This window comes from Candidatus Clostridium radicumherbarum, from assembly GCF_045310525.1.
GTDB lineage: Bacteria > Bacillota > Clostridia > Clostridiales > Clostridiaceae > Clostridium_AT > Clostridium_AT radicumherbarum.
Map to the genome: position 1 here is coordinate 252,860 of NZ_JBJHZY010000002.1, position 22,716 is coordinate 275,575.

Genomic DNA, 22,716 nt, shown 5'->3' on the forward strand with positions numbered 1-22,716 from the left:
GTATAAAGGGCAGGAATCAGCCTGTAGCTTTACTTCCCGCCCTGTATCTTTAAGACATATTTAATTAACTATTGGTTTAATATTTTAACCGCATCTTCTACAATAGCCTTAGGATTTTTTATAGCTTTTTGAGCCTCGGCTCTAAAAATTGGCTTATTTTTGAAACGTTTTTCTTCTTTTACTGCAACGTCTGCTGCAAAAATAACTAGATCAGCACTATCCACTTCCTTTTGTGTTATTTTATTTTCTATTCCTATAGAGCCTTGAGTTTCCACTTTTATTTGATGTCCCATACTTTTAGCCGCCTTTTCTAAGGCTTCTGCAGCCATATAGGTATGTGCTATTCCTGTGGGGCATGCTGTAACTGCAACTATTTTCATCTTTATCCTCCATAATAAATAAATATTACATTCCTAAGCCTTCGCTTTCTTCAACTTCCTGGGAAACTGGTTTCTTTAATGCATTAACTAGTAGCGATGTTACTGTAATGCCTACTAAAACAGCTATAATAAACATAACCTTGTTATCAACAACTGGTAATACAATTGGCCCTCCATGTGGTGCGTGATCAGCTACCTTACCTAAAGCAGCCACTGCTGCACCTATAGATGAACCTATCATTATTGATGGAATAACTCTTAATGGATCGGCTGCTGCAAAAGGTATAGCTCCTTCTGTTATCCCTATAAGTCCCATAGCAAGAGCACCTTTACCAGCTTCTTTTTCAGTCTCTGAATATTTCTTAGGTGCTAATAGTGTTGCTACTCCCATTCCAAGTGGTGGAATACATATTGCGGCTGCAACAGGTCCCATAACTGTAGATATACCTTCCGTAATCATTGCCGCTCCAAACATAAAGGCAACCTTATTTACTGGACCACCCATATCAAAGGCAATCATTGCTCCCATGATTAATGCTAAAAATACTGAACTTCCTTGACTCATGCTCTTTAATCCATTTGTCATGCTTGCCATTAAAGAACTTATTGGACCACCTAAAACATATATCATAAGTCCGCCAACTATTAATGAAGTTAATAGTGGAATAACGAATATTGGCATTATTGGTCTTAGATTTTTATTAACTTTCCATCCTTTTATCCATCTAGCAATATAACCAGCTAATAGACCAGCTATGATACCTCCTAAAAATCCTGCTTTTATGTTGTTAGCTAAAACACCACAAACCATACCAGGTGCTATACCAGGTCTGTCTGCTATACCATAAGCTATGAAGCCAGCTAATATTGGTACCATTAGCGAAAATGCAGCAGAACCGATATCCATCATATTTTTTAATACTGGAGCGGTAACAACGGCGCCTTTTCCTGGTTGTACTCCACTTAGAGCTATTGAGAAAGCAATAAGCACACCACCTATAACTACTATAGGTATCATGTAAGAAACTCCTGTCATTAGATACTCACGAAGTCTTTTAAGCTCGTCATTCATTTAAAATTACCCCCTGTTTAAATTTTTATTGCAAACCCTATAAAAATTAACTTCTAAGGGTCTTCAACCTTTTTAACTAACCTACTTCTATTTCTGACAAGGTATTATAAATTTCCTGCTTTGTCTGAGCCCCCCTTAATTTTTTTACAAAGTCTTCATCCATTAATTTTCTAGATAGCTGAGCTAGTATCTTAAGATGCAAATTTTCAGTATTTTTTTCCGGCACTCCAAGTAAAAAGATTAAATCCACCAGTTCATTATCTATAGAACTCCAATCTATTTTTTTATTTAGCTTTGCAAAGGCAACAATTGCTTCGTTAACTGTATCAGATTTACCGTGGGGTATAGCTATTCCATTTCCGACTCCTGTACTGAATTCACCTTCTCTATTTAAAACGCATTTATAAAATTCTTCTTCCGAACTAATTTTATTTTCTGTTTTAATTAAGGTAATAAGTCTTTTTATTGCTTCACTTTTATCCTCTACATCCATATCTGGTACAATAAGATTTTTATTTATCAACATATAAAAACTCCTCCATTATGCTATAGATCTCTTCACTATTCTTTGCCTTCTTTAAAATATCTCTGTTTTTATCATTTTCTATAAAGTTATATAAGCTTCTCACCCACTTTTTTGCTCTTTCTCTATCCTCTGTTTTTATGCAAAGAAGAAATATGGTGTCAACTTTCTCACTTCCCCAGGTAATAGGTTCCTTTAGCCTATTTACAGCTAGACATGAGTGATTAACAAATTTTGTATCTCCATGAGGGATTGCTATTCCCCAGCCTATTTCCGTTGGCGAAAGCACTTCCCTTTCAAAGACACTGTCCACAAATTCTTCCTGAATATAATCAGACTGTATTAAATCAGTGCACATCTCTCTAATTAATGCTTCCATATCCTTAAGGGTGCTGCTTAGCTTAATTAAACTTTTATCAATAATTTTAGGTGATGGATGATATTCAAAATCTTCCTTCGAGAAGTCTTCTATAAATAATTCAATCCTTCTTATATCATTTTGATTAAGCAGAGGGCTTATCATTAAAACTGGTTTAGTACATTCCACTGGAACAGTTGATATCACTAAATCAATATCTTCTGTTTTTCTACGCTTAAGCTCAATTATAGATATAACATCCACAATATCTATTTGCCTGAAGCTCCTTTCCAGCCTAGCGGAAATAAACTGTGATGTACCAATACCACTGGCGCAAACCACTAATACTTTAATAGGATTCTTATTGCGTTCAACTGCTGCTGCCAAATGAAGACATATATATCCTATCTCTTCCTCAGGCATTGTAATGCCTAAATACCTTTCAAAGATTGTATTTGTCATCCAAGCTGCTCCAAATATTTCAATGTAGTTTTCCTTAATTTCCTTAAGTATTGTATTATGCAAGGTTAGTCCATATTTTAATCGATTTATTGTAGGCCTAAGATGAAGTATCAATCCATTTAATAATTGTTTATCGCTGCTTAAATTAATGTGTAAAGCCCTTTGAGATACATTTATTATCTCCTTGGCCATTATAACTGCTAGCTCGCTTTCACTTTCATTCTCAAAATTGAAACCTATTTTACTGCTTTTGCCTTCCAAAAGCTTTGTCCCTAAAATATGAAGTAAGATATAGCCAATTTCTGATTCTGGAAGCTTTATATTAAAGGAGTTTTGAATATCAAGTGCAATTTGCAGTGCTGTTTCATATTCTTCATTTTCTTTTAGAGCACATAGCATTTCATCAGACAGCTTGACATCCTTTTCTTCATTTAATCTCTTAATTGCAATTGCAATATGTATAATCAAACTTACAAAGGCCTCATCTGAAAATTTAAAGTTTAATTTGGCCTCTGCATTAGTGACTATCTTTTCCAATATCCTATAATCAATATCTACCAGCTCCTTCAATTTAGAAATTGAGGTATAATCTATTATTCCATCATAGTCCTCGTAAATAATTTCCCTTAAAATATTATTGTATTCCTTATCGCTATCTAGAAGGCTTGCAATGGCCTTTCTTAAGTCCTCTTCCTTCCCGGTTACTTCTATGCCATAGTTGGTTTTTCTAATAAGCCTAAGCTTAAAGTTGGAAAGCCATTTATCCACTTTCTCTAAATCTTTTAAAAGTGTTGCTCGGCTAATATAGAGACTATCAGAAAGTTCTTTCATAGTAATTGAAGTTTTACTCATAAATAAAGCCTTTAAAATATAGTTCAGCCTATCCTCAGGTGAGTAAGGCTCTATGTAATTGATACTACTTCTTATATTATTTAAAACTTCTAATTTTTTTTCTTCTAAGCCCTCAATGGCTATACCAACACCAGGTTTCTTATTAAGAGTTAAATTTGACTCCTTAACAATTTTTTCTATTTTAAATAAATCATTTCGTATGGTTTTATTAGAAACCTTCAAATTTTCGGCAATAAAGTCAACGGATATGTAATTTTCACTTTTTAATATAAGTTCTAATATTTTAAATATTCTATCCATCACAATTCACCTTTTACATTTATTTACTGTTGCAATTTTATTATATCGTTTTCATCCAATTATATCAATATTCCCAGACAACCCATTTGTTTCCACAACATTGTGGTAAAACTGTACTAATAAAAAAATATGAGCAGTAATTAGTTTAATCTAATTGCTGCTCACACTTTTTCACTTTAAATTATCCTCAATATTCATTTTACTTTTAATTATGTATAAAGGCCGTCCTTTTATTTCATCATTCATTCTAGAGATATATTCTCCTACTACCCCTAGCGAAAGCATTTGAACCCCGCTAAAAAAGGTAATTGCAACCATTATAGATGTCCATCCACGCTCTACGTTTCCCGAGGCTATCTTAATTATTAATGAATATATCAATACAACGAAGGACAAAGCAACTGATAATATGCCTAAGTGTGTAATAATTTTTAAAGGCTTATTTGAAAAACCAATTATTCCATCAGTAGCAAATTTTATCATCTTTTTAAAGGGATATTTGGTTTCTCCAGCAAAGCGTTCATTTCTTACATATTCAATTGCTATTTGATTATAGCCTATCCAAGAAATCATTCCCCTAATGAACCTATTTTTCTCTGGCATTGCCAAAAATGCATCTGCTACCTTGCGATCTATTAATCTAAAGTCCCCTGTATCACTAGGGATATCAATATCAGACATTAAATTTAAAAACTTATAGAAATATTTTGCGGTAAATAATTTGATCCAGGTTTCCCCTTCTCTCTTTTTTCTCTTTGCATATACAACTTCATAGCCTTGTTTCCAAAGAACAATCATATCCTTTATAAGCTCTGGCGGATCCTGAAGATCAGCGTCTATAATTACTATTGCATCCCCATGTGCCATTTCAACTCCAGCAGTAACAGCAGCCTGATGCCCAAAGTTTCTTGCAAAATTTATTACCTTTACTCTGTTATCCTTTAATGCAATCTCTTCCAAAATTGCTTGGGTATTATCCTTACTGCCATCATTAATAAATATAAGTTCATAGTCTTGTTCATTTTTCTCCATTTCTAAGGTAAGCCTTTTATAACATTCCCCTGCAACAGCTTCTTCGTAGTACATAGGTATAACTATAGATAGTAAAAACCCCTCCACACTTAATCTCCCCTTTAAAAGTCTTTTTTATATTTAAAATGTAATATGTTTCTTAACTGGTATTTTGCAGCCATTCCCATTTTTAGCTGCAAAAATCACAATTAACCATGCTGCTATAAAGCTGTATCTTTCTTGGGTTTCTGTAATCAGATAAAGAAGTACAAACCCTCCAAAAAGTATAAAAAAGAAGTTCATTTTTTCAAAGTCCTCATACTCCCTTTTATACAATGCCTTAAGTATTCTTATTAATAGGGAAATATAAATTAAGTTAATAAAAATATTAATTTCCGATTTTGCATATTTCATAAAATTTGCTGCATTTGTATTGTCAGCATCCTCTACAGACCAGCCATATGCACCGAAATCTCCCAGCCCCCATTGCGTTGAAAGCTTTACTACATAATGAAAAATCACCTTATATATAGGAGTCTCTGTAAGTCTTTGTATTATAATTTCTTTTGAAGCCTTTTTAATAGCTTCTGGGTCAAAATTAAACTCATATGGAATAATAGCGTCCTCTTTATTCCATCTTCCAAAATGCTCCATATTTGTGCCTTTAAGAATAGAAGTAATAGCTGGTTCCTTTGAATTCCATAAATGAACTTCAGTGATTCCTGCTGAGAGTAATGACTGACTAACTACAAATAATAGTAATGTAAAACTTAATATTATTTTTACTGATGACTTTAAGCCTTCTTTAAATCCCTTATTAATCAATAAATATATTGCAAATGCAATTAAAAAAACTTCTCCTACCATTCTAAACATATTACCTATTGATAGTGTAAGTCCGCAAAGAAGCAAGAAAGTATTTCTATTGTTCTTTAAAGCTTTTAAAAATAAATAAACACTTAGCAAATAAAAAGGTAACGCAATATTCTCAGACATAGCCTCTGAAGTATACATTATATACGGAGGAAATACTGCTATAATCATTGAACCAATAATTGCGCTTTTCTTTCCAATGGCTTCTTTAATAACAAGATACAATAAAAAAACAGAAGCAGTTTCATAAATTATATTTAATAGTTTAATTAGAGGTTGTGGATTATTTGTAAGGTGATAAAATAATGAGAAATAAAACACAGTAATAGTATCATGAGCAAATCTAGCAAAATAAGAATTATCTTTAAACATATAAAATTGACCTTTAGCTGCATCAGCTGCAGATCTATACATTAATCCAAAATCTGAGGTAGGATTTGTAGGAATGTATATTACCCACAATATCCTAATTATTAAAGCTGCTATAACAATATAAACTATAACTTTTTCATTATTAAAATCTAATACTTCAATAATTTTATTTTTATATTTTCTATATATTATAAAAATAAAAAAATAGAGTGCTATTGTTAAAACGCAATATACCTTATTATTACTAATGTAAAAGAAGTAACCAACATAAAGTATAGACATGATTAAAGCAAAGAAAAGAACAATCATAACAGCATAATTTAGAAATCTGCTAAAGTATCTATTAAACATCAGTAACCCCCTAGTAAAATAATTCCCTATAATACATTCCTCTATAATATTTTTCTATTATTTACACTCTTAAACAATTTATACTTTTTTATACTATGTATAATAACATATTTTCTGAATTCTGGATACATTTTAGTTATATATATACATTTAGTGAATATTGTGTCAATATTTTGCTTAGACATAATTTACATGAAACTAAAAGTTAAATGCCCCCTTATTGATATATAAAATATAAATAAGGGGGTATATTTGACTCTCTTTCTCTATAAATTGAAAAACAGCATCATTAGTCATAAGTAAAGCATCCTGCTTTTCATAATATTATTAATTTCTAGTGTCTAATGACATTTCCTCAATCTCTTCTCCAATATCTATGGATAGTTTTATTTCTTCCGGAACATCATGCCAGTCTAATTTTACTTTTCCATTTTTCAGCAGTGTATTCATATAGTCATCTATATCCAACATGATTTTCTTCATAGCATAGGTTTTATATATGATACAGGGATTGCTTTCATTAAATAATTCAATACTTTTAGTTATAATCTTTTCTTCCTTAAGAGGTAATGAAGCTAATATGCCTTGAAAAACTACTTGTCCATTCTTCCCTATAAGAATTAAATTTTTAAATGCCATAGTTAATTCCACCTTTTAGAATTATGATTCAATGACTTCTTACTGTACTGCATTATAGGAATATCAGCCTTAGCAAACTTTCTCAGCCTACTCCAAGTATGCATAACTATTCCTAATAATATAATAGGGAATGCCACACCTAATGTGTAAGAAAACACCTTTGCTAACTTATTCCAAGTCAAAATGCTCACATTGATTTCTGCAAACATATCGATATAGTGAGAATCTATATTAGAAACCTGACTGTACATTATTAAAAGTCCTATGACCGCAGATATTAAATATCCATAACTACTGTTAAGTACATTTGCCAAACTTTTTAGAAATGATCTTGAAATCCTGGAAAATTTCACTTTACCATAAAACAATTTATTCATTGCTGCTTCTAAAATATTGTATAACAAATATATACTAAATAAGGTAAATGTAATCTTAAATATTGATATATATGATTTATTGCAGATTAGCGGAAGCTGCCCTTGCAATATAATTATATTCGTCATAAACATCCCTATAAAATAAGTTAATGTTATAAGTAATTTCTTTTTCTTTTTACTATCAATAAAATAAATATAACTTAAATAGCATAACAAGATTAAATAGAAATTTATGCTATCCCCAAGCCCGGACATGAAAATGTTAAAGGCCTTTGTCAACCTTTTTTCTATTGTTCCACTTCCATTATCGCTGACTCCATTTTTCTCAGTTTTATCTCCTGTATTTACCGTTATATTTCCACCATTGGGTACTTTCCTTCCATTTATAATGGCATCTATATCTTCCAATAGTTTTTTACTGATATCTGAATCATATCCTGCATAATAGTAAGTCTCATTGATGAATATACTTGGTACAGACCCTTTAGCAGCTGCCGGTATATTAACTTTATTCTCCAAATCCATTAAATGTGGTGCAGCGGTGCCATCATCGATTTGATAGATTCTCATGGCTACCTGCTCCTTGTGATATTTCTTATATATAATTTCAGGAAGCTCAGGTTTTAGCCTTGCACAACGGCTGCACCAGCTTGCTGTAAATATTTCAAGCCTTATAGGAGCTTTATTAAATTCCTCATTTGTATATATAGGAACATTTTTCAAATTAGTCAGTAACCCCGAATCTTCTGCAAAGACATTGACTCTCACTCCTATAAAAAATATAATAGAAGCTAACAAAAAAACTCCTTTCCTCCACCTATTCACTTAGATTTCCTCCAATCCATCTAACAGATGATCTTGACTAGCTTCGTAATGCTTGTCTAGAATTATACACTCTAAATAACCGATAAGAAATTCAATAACGTATAGCTGCCAAGAACAAGCATAATCACAGCTGTTATAAGCTTTATAATCCACATATTATCCAGTACAACTTCGGACATTGACATAACTTCTCTGCCTTTATATACAAGAAAGCTTAAAATTAATATAGGTATTATGAATCCAATGTTAAATACTACCAAATGTAATATCTTAATTATACCCAGCTCCATATTTACGGACATTAATGTTACAAGATAGATTTGACCGGTACATAATAATTCAGAAAGTGTCACTAAAAATCCCAGAAGAAATGCTACTAAATACCTAAATTTAAATAGTGCAATTTTACGAATTAAGTTGTGAATGAATTCTTTATTTTTAGACGGAAGCTTAAGTTTGATATCTTTTAGGTTATCTAGTTTTGCATTTATAGCATCGGCAATATTGAAGTATGCAAAAACAAATGCAAGTAGTGAAGCCAAAGCAAATAGTACAATATTTAAATATTTTACATACCTGGCATAGTAGATTATCTTGAGCAGCCCCAAACCCGCCAAAAAGTATGATAAAAAAGAACCTGCTGCAAACAAAATTCCTACTAACAACACATTTGATTTCCGGTCCTTAATTGAAATCACAAAAATTAAAAAGAAAAACAGCATTGATAAAGCACATGGATTTATTCCATCTATCATTCCTGCAATTAATAAAACTATAAAACCGATAGTTCCTCCTGAATTCCTGATGTTATTTACTATCAGGCTTTCCAAACTATCATTTGTCAAAACCCCTTGAAGATTTCCGAAGATTGTGAACTTACTACTTAAAAATATAATTGATCCAATCAAGAATAAAATAAAGAATAAGGCAATAAATTTCAAAGCCTTTCCGCTCATATCTGTTGTTCCTCCATCTATCTCTTTATATTAGTATCTGATTTTGTACAAGATTTTCAAGCATTTCCTTCCAGATCCAACGAGTTTTATCCACATATTACCATATATTTGAATTATAGCATATGTGAAAATCTGTGTAAAATTGATTTTTCATTAGATAACTGGAGGCACTATCAAACAATAAGCTCCAAGGCTTCTTTGGTGGTGTAACAAGTTAGTCATTCAAAGTAGAGGCTGTAGATGAAGTAAACCAATACTTTCCACAACCTCTTTAATTTTTTATCTTAATTCTATAGCTACAGTATTTATTGTTCCATCAGCTTGGTCAATCCTGATTTGGTAAGTACCTGCAGTTAAATCCTTAGTACTAAGATTAAAGATATACTGATTGCTTGCACTGTCATATCTGAATTTGTTTTCTTCTGAAGCGCCAGAAGTAGAAGTTGCTGGGTTTTCAGGTCCTACTTTGTTATCAACAACTTTTGCAATATACAATTTTGCAGTTGCATCAGCTACACAAGCATCTTTTGCATCCTTAAGCTGGAATTTTACAGGTATGGTGCTTCCAAGCTTGAATATCTTTGAGCCATCGCTATTTATTGGATCTAATACACCACTATAAACATATTGTACATTATATGTTATAGTCTTTGTTGCAATGTTGCCTGCATTATCCGTTGCTGTGAAAGTCAATGTTTTAGGTCCGATTTTGCTTGTATCTAATTTAGAACCGCTTGTTATACCTCCGGAAGCAGATGCCACTCCAGAGAGATTATCTGCTGCAGTCCAGGATACTGTTATATCTTGATTTAACTTAACAGCATCACCATCTTTTATTCCGGTAATGTCAAATGTTGGTGCTGTAACATCCGCTGTGATATCTATACTTGCTTCACGGGTTATTCCATCCTTAGTCACAGTTACTTTTATTATAGCCTTTCCGTCACCTTTTGCTGTAACCTTTCCATTTTCGTCTACCACAGCAATATTCTCGTCACTACTTGTAAATACTTTTGCAGCTCCACTAAGGTCTGCTGCTTCACCACTTACTACCGTGCCTGTTACACTAAGGTTTGCAGTATCCTTAGCTCCAATTAAGGTCTTATCTGTAGTTAAACTTACATCCTTTAAAGCAGCTTTTATCATGGCATTAGCCCAATCTCCATGGTCATTATTTATTCCATCTACGCCATTTGTTGCAACAAGCTTTAATAATTTTACTCCGGTAATATCTACATTTACAGGTATTGCAGGATCCCCTACTGTCATAGCAGGGCTTTCCCAAAGCTTAGTGCCATCTCCCCATACCTGGAATATTACAGAGGTTGGAGTCCCTGTCTTGCCGATTACTTCATCATCAATACCAACTGCGGCAGTAAATCTGCTGAAATTCTTGCCTATATGGTACTCAATTGTTGATACAGCATGCACACCTAAACCTTTTGCATATTTTACACCATTTATAGTTATAGTATTGCCGTCACCAGAAGCGGATTCACCGTTGCTCCTATCCTTTTCAACCGGTCCCCAAGCATTAATAGAACTTAACCAGTTTATATCACTTAAAAAAGCATCGTTCTTTGGTGCAATAGGTAAGGTGGTAATTTGTATTGTCTTAGAATATTCTCCGGTCTTATTGTCTTCACCATAGGTATAATTTGCAAATACCTTTATACCTGTAGTTCCTGTGGAAGAATTATAGTCCGCAGGTCTTGCAGCCTTCCAGGTTACTGTTACCTTCTGTCCTGCCTCTATACTGTCAAAAGAAGCTGGAGTTTGAGCTTCTGCAGACCATCCTTGAGGAAGCACTAAGCTAGCAGTAAAGTTTTTGAGTACAGCTAAACTTGTATTTGTAAAGCTGACAGTAACATTTCCGCTGCTTCCTGCATCTATACTGTCTGAGGTAACGGTCTCTAGCTTAACTTGTGCCGGAACTGCTTTAACAAATGCATTTGCCCAATCTGCATGGTCATAATTGATGTCATCCCCACCATTTGTAACAATAAGTTTCAGCATCTTTACTCCTGTAATATCTACATCAACCGCTTTGGCAGCCACTCCACCTTTTACGATACCGCTGTCATAGAGCTTAACACCGTCTCCAAATACCTGGAATACTACTGATCCTCTGCTTCCGACTTCAGAGTCTATACCAACAGCTGCAGTAAATCTAGAGTAATTTCCACCTAAATAATACTGGGTATCTGCTTCTGCATGCAGTCCTAAACCTTTTGTATAGGTTATGCCTCCTATTTTTATAGTATTGCCGTCAATACTCTTATCTTTCTTGACGGTACCCCATCCAACCTTGTTGCTAGTCCAAGTTAAATCACTCAGATATGCATCATCAGTTGGAGCCGGTGCAGGTACAGTAACCGTTGTCTCTGTAGAGAGACTTCCGCTATGATTTATACCATAAGCATAGCTCATATTAGCTTTAATGCTTGTGGCTCCAATCTGTGCATCAACAGGTACTGTGAAGGTCCATTGCACACTTAAGGACTGACCAGGTGCTAACTTATCAAAGGTTACAGGAGTTACAGCATTAAATGTCCATCCTGTTTGGCCTGCTAGATTTATGTTAACATTGCTGACTTCTGCAGTACCATTATTTGTTACTGTAGCTGATAGTTTACCTGATTTTCCTGTTTCTAATAAAGTGTCACCTGTGAAAGACATACTTAAAAGCGGTGATATTTCCTCATTTCCCTGAGCCTTGCTGATTCTGTACATTGCAACTCCATGTGATGGAACACTGGCACTTATAACTCCTGATGTAAGCATATCTGTATGGCTCCATAAATCACGTAACTTATAAGCAGCAGCTGATTCGATACCTATTTCCTGTGGAGTTGTGCTTATAGTTGCAGCAATGGCAGCCCTATTGAACAATACAACGGCTACATCACCATTTGCCAAAGGCTTAGCAAATACTTCCTGGTCACCATAATCATGAACCTTAACTCCCTGTTTTCCAAGTGAATCCTGATCCACTGCAATAACTTCCTTATTTAAAAGTATTTCTTTTGTTGCAGCAGACATATTAGCTAAATCATTACCGGTTATTAGCGGAGCAGCCATTATAGACCACAGACTAAAGTGCGAGCGGTATTCTGTGGTTGTCATACCGCCATTACCAACTTCCAGCATATCCGGATCATTCCAGCCGTTAGGACCTGCATATTGAGCAAGAACAGCATTTTGATCCGTAATGCTTGTCATGCTTGACCAATTATCACTTATATCACCGGTGGTTCTCCAGAGTTGCCCAACATTCTTACCCCATAGCCAAGGTTGACTTGATCCCCATTCACAAAGGCTGAATATAATTGGTCTTCCCGAGTTCTTTAATGCATCACTCATCCAGGAATACTGTTCTTCTGCTCTTTGCGCAGAAGTTGACATCGGATTATAAATGGTAATAGTATTCTCACCGGATTTTAAATCCACACTGAATGCCTGAGTTTGCACAGTACTCCAATTCCCACGTATTCCAGGGAAAAAGTGCTTAGTCCCTATGGCACCGTTTACACTAGTGTAGGCTATTCTGTTGTTATAATCACCATTAATGTAGGAAACCTTTACTGTGTATGTTCCATCTTCAGGTACAATAACTTTATTAAAGGTCAAAGTGCCTTTGTTATTTCCGATATTGCTGACTTTTTTTCCATTGGAGGTTCCAGTTGCAGTTACAACCTGGGCTCCACCTGCTAATGTATTCTCAACTGCCTCAGCCTCGTAGGAAGCTGTAAATGTTCCCTTAGTTATATCAATTTTATCAATATCCGGTGCATATTGACTTACAAATTCATTGTTGCACCAATCATATTTTAAGTAGTCAACTCCCCATTCTGCAAATGCTTTGGCAGTTGCTTCTTCATGCAATAGGGATGATGCCAAGCCCATGCAGGTTTTTGTTCCATTAGAAAGATAAATTCCAAGCTTTAAACCTTTGTTGTGTATATAATCTGCCAAAGGTTTGATACCATTTGGAAACTTCTTATAATCTATCTTTGGAACCCCATTTTCGTCCACTTCAGAGGTCATCCATCCATCATCCAAATTTATATACTCGTATCCAGCATCCTTCATACCTGAAGCCACCATGGCATCTGCCATACCTTTAATTAAATCCTCAGTAATGTTTCCACCGTATTTATTCCAGCTGTTCCACCCCATTGGTGGTGTTTCAGCAGTGGCCACACTTTGTGTCTGCGTCTCTGCCTTTACCTTTAGAGTTGGTGTTAAAATTCCCAGGTTTAGCTGAGTAATAGCTAGTGCTACAGTCAAACCTAAAGATAGAAATTTTTTCATTAAACAGTCCTCCTCAATTTTCTATGAATTTAAACAATACTCATAATACATATGCAAATGGTTTTCCTTCGTATTGTAGTCCTGTGAACGGCTTATGCTTTGTTTTTCAATAAATTCCCCTCATTTGTAGAAAACCTTTTCTATTTTCACCTCCTTTAACCTTGATATATTTTTATAAGCTTCAATTAATAAGTTTTAGTCTTACCTCTTTATTTTTACACCAATTTCTTCCTATTACAATATTTTATTTACGATTACATTATGTAAATAGCCCCATTTTTTGACTTGAAATGCCGCGAGAAGAATCATATTTATATATATAAATAGATATATTGCCCCATCCTGCTATAAAAAATGTTTATTTGCTTACATCAGTATTTAAAGAAAATAACCCCCAACTCCCACTTTCCCTGTATTACAAAGAAGCTGGAGGCGAGGGTTTATAACACTAATATAAAAGCCAAAGGCCATCATATTGACATAATAAAATATCAACATGATGGCCTTTATTTATAAATTGCTCATAAATTGAAAAATAGCATCATTAGTCATAGGTAAAGCTTCGTGTCCAAAGTCGCTATATATCCTTAATTCTTTTTTGCAGCAAAGTCTATTATATATAGCAAATTGTGTTGATGGAGGGCATATATTATCTAATAATGTTGCTGTAAATAATACTTCGCTTTTAATGTTTTTAGCTAAATTTTTTACATCAATATAGCCTAATTTAGTAAATATCTCATCTTCTCTTTTATGTAGTGGGTCAAAAAACCTAAAATAATAATTTAATTCCTCATAGGCCTCTTTTGCAAGATCCATTTGCCACACTCTCTTATAATCGCTTAAAAATGGATAAACTGGTGCTATTTTTTTAATCCTAGGTTCTAAAGCGGCACAAGCTATGGTTAAGCCGCCACCTTGAGAATAGCCAGTAACACCAACTCTGTTTGAATCTACATCTTCCATATCCATAACTATTCTTGCAAGTTGTGCAGTATCTAAGAATACATGTCTAAACAATAAATTAGATGACTTATCTTCAAGTCCCCTAATTATATGTCCCCCATAAGTGACACCGTTAAAATCACCTATATCTTGTGAAAGTCCTCCTTGTCCTCTGCAATCCATAGCTACTACAGTATAACCCATAGCTACATAAGGAAGCTTATCTACCCAATCACCAGAGTTTCCTCTATAACCATGAAACATTATAAGTGCAGGATGCTTTTCTTTTACATTTTTAGGCTTTAAATATTTAGCATGTATTCTAGCACCTTTGACTCCAGTGAAATACATATTGAAGCAATCTGCATAAGATGTTTTAAAATCACTAGGAATAAATTCTACGCAAGGCTTCACTGAATCTAGTTCTTTTAGTGCTTCAGCCCAATATTCATCAAAATCCTTTGGGCAAGGATTAATTCCTTTATACTCTCTTAGACTCTCTAAATCCATATCTAACATTGGCATTATTTAATCACCTCTAAAGATTTATTTTATTTGTATAAAAATAGGCATAGACTGCATTAAAAAGTGCAGCTACACCAAAATGTTATTTCTATTTATATTGTTTTAAGCAGAGTATTTTTCAACTGCCCTAATAATTTTTTCATATATAGCTTTTATTCTAGGTAAATCTTCTTCATCAATTGGCTCTAAGGGAAGTCTTGTGGTTCCAACATCTATTCCTCTTAATTTAACGATTTCCTTTGCAGCACCATATAGTGATGGAAATGAAAGTAAATCTCCAATTATTTCGTTTATAGCGTATTGTACTTCCTGAGCTTTGTCAATATCACCCTTTGAATAATATTCTTCGGCCTTTAAAAACAGCTCTGGCATGACCCCATAGGTACCACCAATTCCAGAATCTGCACCCATGATTCTGCCTGATATATATTGCTCATCAGGGCCATTAAATACTAATAAATTTTTTCCACCTATAGCTTTAAATTTTTGAATATCATAAGTACTCATGCTGCTATTTTTAATTCCGACAACCTTAGGATAAGATAACATCTTTTGTAATAGATTAATTGAAAGGTCATAGCCTGTGGTTTGTGGAATGTTATATATAATAAATGGAAGGTCTGCACTATCCATTATATTTTTCCAATGTAGTTCAATGCTTCTTTCAGGTATCTTATAATATACATTTGGAACAGCAGATAGGGCATAAGCTCCTACCTTTTCTGCATGTTTTGAAAGTTCAATACTATCTTTTGTTGCAGCAGCGCCTACATGAACAATAATCTTTAATTCAGAGCCCACTTCGCTCATTACTGCTTCAAGCATCTTTTTTCTTTCCTCCACAGTAAGAAGAAATCCTTCTCCAGAACTTCCACCTACATATAATCCCTTAACACCTTTATCTGCATAAAATCTAGCTAATTTTTTAGTAGCTTCTTCGCTTATATTGTTGTCTTTATCGAAACAAGCATAGAATGCAATGAATATTCCTTTTAAATCTTCTCTATTAAAATTCATAAAATTTACACCATCCTCTATTAAATTTTAGCCCTTTACAGCTCCCATAGTAATACCTTGTGTAAAGTAATTTTGGAAAACTATAAATATTATAATCATTGGTAATGAGGCAATTGCTGCACCTGCCATAATTGCTCCATAGTTTGTAGTAAATTCTTGCTGCATTAGTGCAACACCCAGTGGCAATGTCATCATTTTAGAACTTCTAATTATTATAAGCTGCATAAAATAATCATTCCATGAAGAAATAAATGTAAAAATAGCCAAGGCTCCAACTCCTGGTTTTACTAGTGGTATAACTACATTTATAAAAGTTCTTATTTCTGAGGCACCATCAATTTTTGAAGCTTCTAGAAGCTCTCCTGGTATGCCTTGTGAAAACTGCTTCATTAAAAATACTCCAAAGGGCCAGCCTGCTGCAGGAAGTATAAGAGCTTGGTAAGTGTTTATCCAATGAAGCTTAGATAGTATTGTAAAAAGAGGTATCATTACTACTTGCTTAGGAAGCGCCATAGCAATTATTAGTGACCAGAATAATATATTCCTACCTGGAAACTTTTTCTTTGCAAGTGCATATCCAGCCATAGTTGCAGTTAAGCATACAACAATCATAGTACAAAAGGATATAAAAAAGCTATTAAAGGTCCAGCTAATAAGTGGGTTTTTTGCAAGTTCCTTAAAGTTTTCTAAAGTAGGATTAGCAGGAAACCACTGCGGCGGTATTTGTATTGTTACATTTTGCGGCTTAAAAGCTCCAGTTACTATCCAATAAAAAGGAAACAAAAATATAATTGTAAGAACAATTATTATACTCATAAAAATTATTCCACGTGCTGAAAACTTTGTTTTTATCTTCAAGAAATTCACCTCCATATTTTAGTAATCAACTTCATTTCCAAAGAATTTGTACTGTATTATTGATATAACCATTATTATAACTGCAAGGACAACACCCATTGAGGATGCTAAGCCATATTTATTCAGGGTAAAAGCTCTTTCATAAACTAGATACATAATAGTTTCTGTTGAAAAAGCGGGCCCACCAGAAGTTAATAGCTGAATTATAGAAAAGCATTGGAAAGAATTAATTGTAGTTATAATAACTATATATAAGGTTGTTGGCATAAGTAATGGCCATGTTATTTTTCTAAATATCTGCCAAGATGTTGCACCATCAATTTCTGCTGCTTCTACATATGAAGCTGGTACATTTCCTAAGGCAGCAACATATAAAATTATTGGTTGCCCTACGGATAAGGTAATTAACACAGCGATTATGCATTTTAAGGCTGTACTTGGATCTCCCAGCCACCCTATGGGCTGCATGCCAATCTTTCCGGTTAAATAATTTAATATTCCATAATTAGGGTGGAAAATCCATCCCCATACTACAGTTATACTAACTACTGAAGCCACTGTAGGAAGGTAAAAAACTCCTCTAAAGAAAGATCGAATGCCGGTTGGTTTTTTATATATATTAACAGATACAAATAATGCAATAAGTATTACAAAGGGTACAGTTCCTAAAACTATTAATAAAGTATTTACTAAGGATTTCTTGAACACCTCATCCTGAAGTAAAGACCTGTAATTATCAAGCCCAATAAATTTAAAATTTCTAAGTGAATAATCAAAAAAGCTTATATAAATACCTTTAATCATTGGATAAACAACAAAAGTAATAAATAAAACCAGCATTGGTGCAAGGAAAAGGTAAGCTGAAATCCACTCTTTTACATCGGATTTACTTATTTTTTTCTTAATGGCCCTGTTGGTTTCTACTTTTGCAGGAATTTGTTGCATGTAACCACCTCCATTAAAATTATATGGAGTGGTTTTACCCACCCCATATTATTAACTACTTTTTTGTTAAGGTTGCGTTAGCCTTAGTAACAAAGTCATCTAAGCCTTTTTGTGCCGTTGTTTGTCCAAGTAATACTTGCTGCAGCATTGGGAAATAATAGGTTCTCATTTCAGCAAAACCTGGAACAGCATTATAATAGGTTCCTAAATATTTTATCATACTTTCACTATACTTTGCTTCTGCATCATTATATAAACCTGTTACTGAAGATCTTACTGAAAAACCACCTGTAGCAACTAAATTTTCTTTAAAAGTAGATGGATCATTTGCAATAAAATCTACAAGTTTTTTAGCTGCTTCAACTTTATCCTTATCTTTGTTATCAAAAATTCCTATTCCTCCAACAAAAGCTTCAAGGAAAGGTTTTTGCGAAGCACTTGGTGTTGGATATGGTACATACACTTCCTCAAAAGGAGCTGATTTCTTTGCCTGACTTGATGCCTTAAGTACTGGATTATATAAAATAGATACAGCTATCTTTTGTTGTAAGAACATATCAATCATATCATTAGAGGTAAGAGCTTCTCCACCTTTTAATGTTAATCCAGATTTTACTGAATCAACAATCCATTGAAGTGCTTTAACGTTATCAGCACTATTTATTGTATATTTGGATAAATCGCTTGCGATTACTTGACCACCACCCATATTTGCAATATAAGGTCTTGTTCCTTGGTCTCCAGCGCTAGACTTAGCATAAACTGCAGATGGTGCTGCTATTCCTGGAACCTTTTCCTTTATTGCCTTTAAAAGCGCATAATATTCATCATCTGTCCATAATCTATCTGGTTTATTTAATGGAAGCATGCTTGTAAGTCCTGCTTTGTCTAACATAGTTTTATTAAATACCATCATATTAGGTGCAGTATTAATTGGATACATATAATAGTGTCCATCTAATTTACATGCGTCAGTAATTGCCTGGGGAACATCCTTCTTAAAGTTATCTGTAAACATATCATCTAATGGTGCCATTACACCGTTTCTAGCATAGTCTATTATTCTACCTGGATAGTCATAAACTAAATCTGGGGCTGAATTTGATGCTATTGCAGTATTAAGTTTTTGTGGACCGCTTGCAAAGTCTATCATTTGAAGATTGACCTTAATATTAGGATACTTTTTGTTAAAGTTTTCAATAATCTTTTTCTCATAATCTCCTGCTGTGCCTGATTGATAATTTGGATAATCCCACCAAGTTATTTCCACTTGCTTATTATTTGTTGTTTTTGAAGTATCAGTAGATTGGGTCTTGCTGCAACCTGTAATAACAGTTGCTGCCGTAGTAATAGCTAGAACTAATGATAATAATTTAATATTTTTCATTTTTTCCCCCTTAATAAATATTTATTTTAGTTATTTTTTGAAATAACATGTTGTTTAAAGTGAGACTTCTTTAACTGTGTCTACAAATTTTTTAGTTATGAGTTGAGGTCTTGTTATTGCACCGCCAACAACTACTGACCAGGCTCCTGCCTTTAAGCATTCTGCTGCATAATTTGGAGTATCAACATTTCCTTCTGCAATTATTGGAATTGTTAAAACCTTACTTAATTCTTCTATTAATTTAACATCTGGTTTAGGTCTATCTAAAGTATAATCTGTATACCCGCTTAGTGTGGTTGAAACCATTTCAAAGCCAAGTTTTTCAGCTTCAATTGCTTCCTCGTAGGTAGATATATCTGCTAGTAACATTCCATTATATATTTTTCTAATCTCTCTAACAAATTCTTCAAGTGATTTACCATCTGGCCTAAGTCTTTTGGTAGCATCAACTGCGATTATTTCAGAATTAGCTGGAAGTAGGTCTTTGACTTCCTTAATAGTAGGAGTTATAAAAACATCATAAGTCCCATATATCTTTTTATTAATAGCTATAAGTGGCAAATCTATATTCTTTTTTATTTCAATACAATCCTCTTTTGAATTAGCTCTAATTCCCACAGCTCCGCCTATTTGAGCTGCCCTTGCCATCCGTGTCATAATAACTGAACTATGAAGCGGTTCATCTTCTAAAGCTTGGCAAGATACAATCAAACCTCCTTTTATTTTATTAAGTACATCCTCCTTAAAATCTTCCATCTTACCCTCCTGTATTCCTTAATTGTACACAACAATTATCAATTGTTGTGTCTCCTGTATTCCTTACTTGTAGAAAACAATTATTTGTGGAGTTTCCTATTTTTCTTTATTTTCAAGACAATCATATATTTTTCTAGAGAAATCATTTCTTACTTTTTTAATTATAATCAAGTAATTTTGAAAACCTTTACTTTATGTTCTCTGTCTAACTGTTAAATTAATTATAGCACCTTGTTTTATTTTTGTCTATACAAAGATAAAATTATATATACAATATTTTGATTATATATATAACACTATCCTTGTATATACAATAATAAAATTATAATTAAAAAAGGACATTTGCAAAATATTTAAATATTATGCAACCATCCTTTCAAATTAGCGATTATTATTAAGTATTATCATATCAAAAGAATATCTCTCATGATGATAAATAGTTTTTGTGTATTCAACAGGATTTTCATCCTCATTGTATATTATCTTAAAAGATACAAGTCCAACTCCCTTAGACTTGCCTAAGAGCATATCCGCTTCTTTTTTACTTATATTTATAGCTTTTATATTTTGTTTCATGTAGTTAAAAGCCACATTATATTCTTCCTTCATTATTGTATAAAGAGAACATTCTATTAAGTTATATTTAGTAAGACCTGGAAAATATTTTTCAGGAAGATAACAATATTCTATGGCCATAGGTTCATTATTTGCTAGCCTTAGTCTATTTAAAAAATAGACCTTCTCATCCTCTCTTAATTTAAGCTTTAGCCTAACTTCTTCATCTGGAGTTATTTTTTCAAAGAATATGACTTTGCTGCTAGGGGTAAGTCCTCTTTTTTTCATGTCATCACTAAAGCTTTCAATTTCTATCTTTTTTTCAATTAGCTCTTTTGATACGAAGGCACCTTTCCCTCTTATTCTATATAAAACACCTTCATAAACAAGATTAGAAATTGCTTGCCTTATAGTCATTCTGCTTACTCCAAAAAGTTCTGTTAGTTCTCTTTCAGTTGGAAGTGCTTCACCTTTCAGATAAACACCTTCCTTGATCTTTTGTTTAATAAGTTCCTCTAATTGAGCATAAATTGGAACTATTGAATTTTTATCTACCATATAATAACTCCTTTTCCAAGTGCTTTTTACAAATTATATTCTAACCTTAATAACTACTTTTTTAACTTTTAATTTTTCTGCAGCTTTAATGCCTGGCAAATGGGCATCCTCTGGAAAGAAAACAAAAAATTCCTTACTTCTAAGAAGAAGCATTTCTCCATCTCCATCTAGCAGAATATAATCACTTTCCCTATTGTAAGGTGTTGAAGTGGTAAGATTATCTATATTGCAATAACCAACCATCTCCTGCCCATAAACCATGTACTGTATATCAATATATTTTTGATGTGCCTCATATTTTACATTGTCTAATTCCTTAGTTTCATACTCTTGTACTAAAGCATATACATGATCACCATCTATTTCATACTTTCCTGGTAACAGCTCATTTAAACCTTCTCTATTTAAGAATTTAAATGCTTTTATAAAATTAATATTAAGATTTTCATACCTTTGTACATCTTTAATATTAGCAAATATCAATTCAATTACCTCTTTTACTTTAACTTTCTTCAAATCAGCCTAATTTTTGTAATTTAATTATATACTGTCAAAATTAACTTGTATATACATATCTATAATGTAAATACAAGTTAATTTATTTTATCCTACTATAGACAAATGTGCTGCCCCTAATATTCCAGCATTATTCCCGAGCTTTGCACCTATGACTTTGACCTTCTTATAGTTTTCCATTAGATATTTTGGCAGATTTTCATTTATATAATCAATTATATAATTTCTAGCCATTATTCCGCCTCCAAGCACTATTAGAGAAGGATTAAAAATGTGAACTATGCTAACTAGTCCTATAATTATCTCATACAACCATTCATGAAGTATTCTTTGAACAACTAAGTTTCCTTCTTCCAAGAGCTTAAAAATTATTCTCCCATCCACATATTCAATATTTAATTCCTTTTTCACCTTGTTTACTAATGCTGTAGTAGATGCGTAAGCCTCATAACAGCCTTGACCACCACAAGTGCAGTTTTTTCCACCGACATGAGTTATAATATGCCCAAATTCACCGGCAGACCCAAAAGCCCCTTTATAGACTTTACCTTCTTCAATAATAGCTCCTCCGATTCCTGTGCCATAAGCTAGACATAAAAAGCTTTTGTAGTTCTTAGCGGCTCCGTAGTAGGCTTCACCTATTGCTGCTGCATTTACATCATTTTCTACTGCAACTGGTATTTCATACGCCTGTTCTATTCTTCTTTTAATCTTCATTCCTGTCCAGCCCGGAATATTCTCTGTTGCAAATATGATTTTGCCTTCAAGAGTATCCACCTGACCAGCAGTGCTTATTCCAATCTTGTCCAGATTCTTATATTCTCCAATTACATTTAAAATTCTATTCATCAAAGCTTCACCACCCTCATTAGCTAAGGTAGGTATTTCTCTACTTTCATAAATATCTCCATATTCATTTATAATACCAATCTTAATAGCTGTACCACCAATATCTATACCTAAAATTTTCATTATTACCTCTCAAATAA

Annotated in this window: 19 protein-coding genes; all 19 read right to left on the bottom strand. The window is 33.3% G+C overall.

Annotation, left to right across the window (positions count from 1 at the left end; translation table 11 throughout):
• Positions 1-68 precede the first annotated feature (68 nt).
• Positions 69-380 (bottom strand): PTS fructose transporter subunit IIB, encoded by a 312-nt coding sequence (locus ACJDUH_RS11000; protein WP_406765245.1) that lies wholly within the window; start codon positions 378-380, stop codon positions 69-71.
• Positions 381-405: 25 nt separating this feature from the next.
• Positions 406-1,452 (bottom strand): PTS fructose transporter subunit IIC, encoded by a 1,047-nt coding sequence (locus tag ACJDUH_RS11005; protein WP_406765246.1) that lies wholly within the window; start codon positions 1,450-1,452, stop codon positions 406-408.
• A 76-nt stretch (positions 1,453-1,528) separates the two neighbouring features.
• Positions 1,529-1,978: a PTS sugar transporter subunit IIA gene (locus ACJDUH_RS11010; protein WP_406765247.1), complete on the bottom strand. Its 450-nt coding sequence runs from the start codon at positions 1,976-1,978 to the stop codon at positions 1,529-1,531.
• Positions 1,965-3,947, bottom strand: a complete 1,983-nt coding sequence (locus ACJDUH_RS11015) for a BglG family transcription antiterminator (RefSeq protein ID WP_406765248.1) — start codon at positions 3,945-3,947, stop codon at positions 1,965-1,967. The genes ACJDUH_RS11010 and ACJDUH_RS11015 overlap by 14 nt, the downstream gene beginning before the upstream one ends.
• 171 nt (positions 3,948-4,118) lie before the next feature.
• Positions 4,119-5,066, bottom strand: coding sequence for a glycosyltransferase family 2 protein (locus tag ACJDUH_RS11020; protein ID WP_406765249.1), 948 nt, complete (start codon positions 5,064-5,066; stop codon positions 4,119-4,121).
• Positions 5,067-5,099: 33 nt separating this feature from the next.
• Positions 5,100-6,554 carry a glycosyltransferase family 39 protein gene (locus ACJDUH_RS11025; protein WP_406765250.1) on the bottom strand — a complete coding sequence of 485 codons (1,455 nt, stop codon included), beginning with the start codon at positions 6,552-6,554 and terminating at the stop codon, positions 5,100-5,102.
• Between the two features lie 327 nt (positions 6,555-6,881).
• Entirely contained in the window at positions 6,882-7,193 is a 312-nt protein-coding gene (locus tag ACJDUH_RS11030; protein WP_406765251.1) for a hypothetical protein, read from the bottom strand.
• A 2-nt stretch (positions 7,194-7,195) separates the two neighbouring features.
• Positions 7,196-8,395 carry a hypothetical protein gene (locus ACJDUH_RS11035; protein WP_406765252.1) on the bottom strand — a complete coding sequence of 400 codons (1,200 nt, stop codon included), beginning with the start codon at positions 8,393-8,395 and terminating at the stop codon, positions 7,196-7,198.
• A 71-nt stretch (positions 8,396-8,466) separates the two neighbouring features.
• Complete coding sequence (locus ACJDUH_RS11040; RefSeq protein WP_406765253.1) at positions 8,467-9,351, bottom strand: cytochrome c biogenesis CcdA family protein; 885 nt, start codon at positions 9,349-9,351, stop codon at positions 8,467-8,469.
• A gap of 279 nt (positions 9,352-9,630) precedes the next feature.
• Complete coding sequence (locus ACJDUH_RS11045; protein WP_406765254.1) at positions 9,631-13,665, bottom strand: NPCBM/NEW2 domain-containing protein; 4,035 nt, start codon at positions 13,663-13,665, stop codon at positions 9,631-9,633.
• A gap of 510 nt (positions 13,666-14,175) precedes the next feature.
• A complete protein-coding gene (locus ACJDUH_RS11050; protein WP_406765255.1) occupies positions 14,176-15,135 on the bottom strand; it encodes an alpha/beta fold hydrolase in 960 nt (319 codons plus the stop codon).
• Between the two features lie 102 nt (positions 15,136-15,237).
• On the bottom strand, positions 15,238-16,152 hold the full coding sequence (locus tag ACJDUH_RS11055) for a dihydrodipicolinate synthase family protein (protein WP_406765256.1): 915 nt from the start codon (positions 16,150-16,152) through the stop codon (positions 15,238-15,240).
• Positions 16,153-16,179: 27 nt separating this feature from the next.
• Positions 16,180-17,025 (bottom strand): carbohydrate ABC transporter permease, encoded by an 846-nt coding sequence (locus ACJDUH_RS11060; RefSeq protein ID WP_406765257.1) that lies wholly within the window; start codon positions 17,023-17,025, stop codon positions 16,180-16,182.
• A 3-nt stretch (positions 17,026-17,028) separates the two neighbouring features.
• Complete coding sequence (locus ACJDUH_RS11065; RefSeq protein ID WP_406765258.1) at positions 17,029-17,955, bottom strand: carbohydrate ABC transporter permease; 927 nt, start codon at positions 17,953-17,955, stop codon at positions 17,029-17,031.
• Between the two features lie 55 nt (positions 17,956-18,010).
• Positions 18,011-19,342, bottom strand: a complete 1,332-nt coding sequence (locus tag ACJDUH_RS11070; RefSeq protein WP_406765259.1) for an ABC transporter substrate-binding protein — start codon at positions 19,340-19,342, stop codon at positions 18,011-18,013.
• Positions 19,343-19,396: 54 nt separating this feature from the next.
• The gene (locus tag ACJDUH_RS11075) at positions 19,397-20,098 is read right to left on the bottom strand and encodes an N-acetylmannosamine-6-phosphate 2-epimerase (protein WP_406765260.1); all 702 of its coding nucleotides are present in this window, start codon (positions 20,096-20,098) and stop codon (positions 19,397-19,399) included.
• Positions 20,099-20,479: 381 nt separating this feature from the next.
• Complete coding sequence (locus ACJDUH_RS11080; protein ID WP_406765261.1) at positions 20,480-21,211, bottom strand: GntR family transcriptional regulator; 732 nt, start codon at positions 21,209-21,211, stop codon at positions 20,480-20,482.
• 33 nt (positions 21,212-21,244) lie between these two features.
• Positions 21,245-21,727 carry a NanQ anomerase/TabA/YiaL family protein gene (locus ACJDUH_RS11085; RefSeq protein WP_406765262.1) on the bottom strand — a complete coding sequence of 161 codons (483 nt, stop codon included), beginning with the start codon at positions 21,725-21,727 and terminating at the stop codon, positions 21,245-21,247.
• Between the two features lie 87 nt (positions 21,728-21,814).
• Complete coding sequence (locus ACJDUH_RS11090) at positions 21,815-22,699, bottom strand: ROK family protein (RefSeq protein ID WP_406765263.1); 885 nt, start codon at positions 22,697-22,699, stop codon at positions 21,815-21,817.
• Between the last annotated feature and the right edge of the window lie 17 nt (positions 22,700-22,716).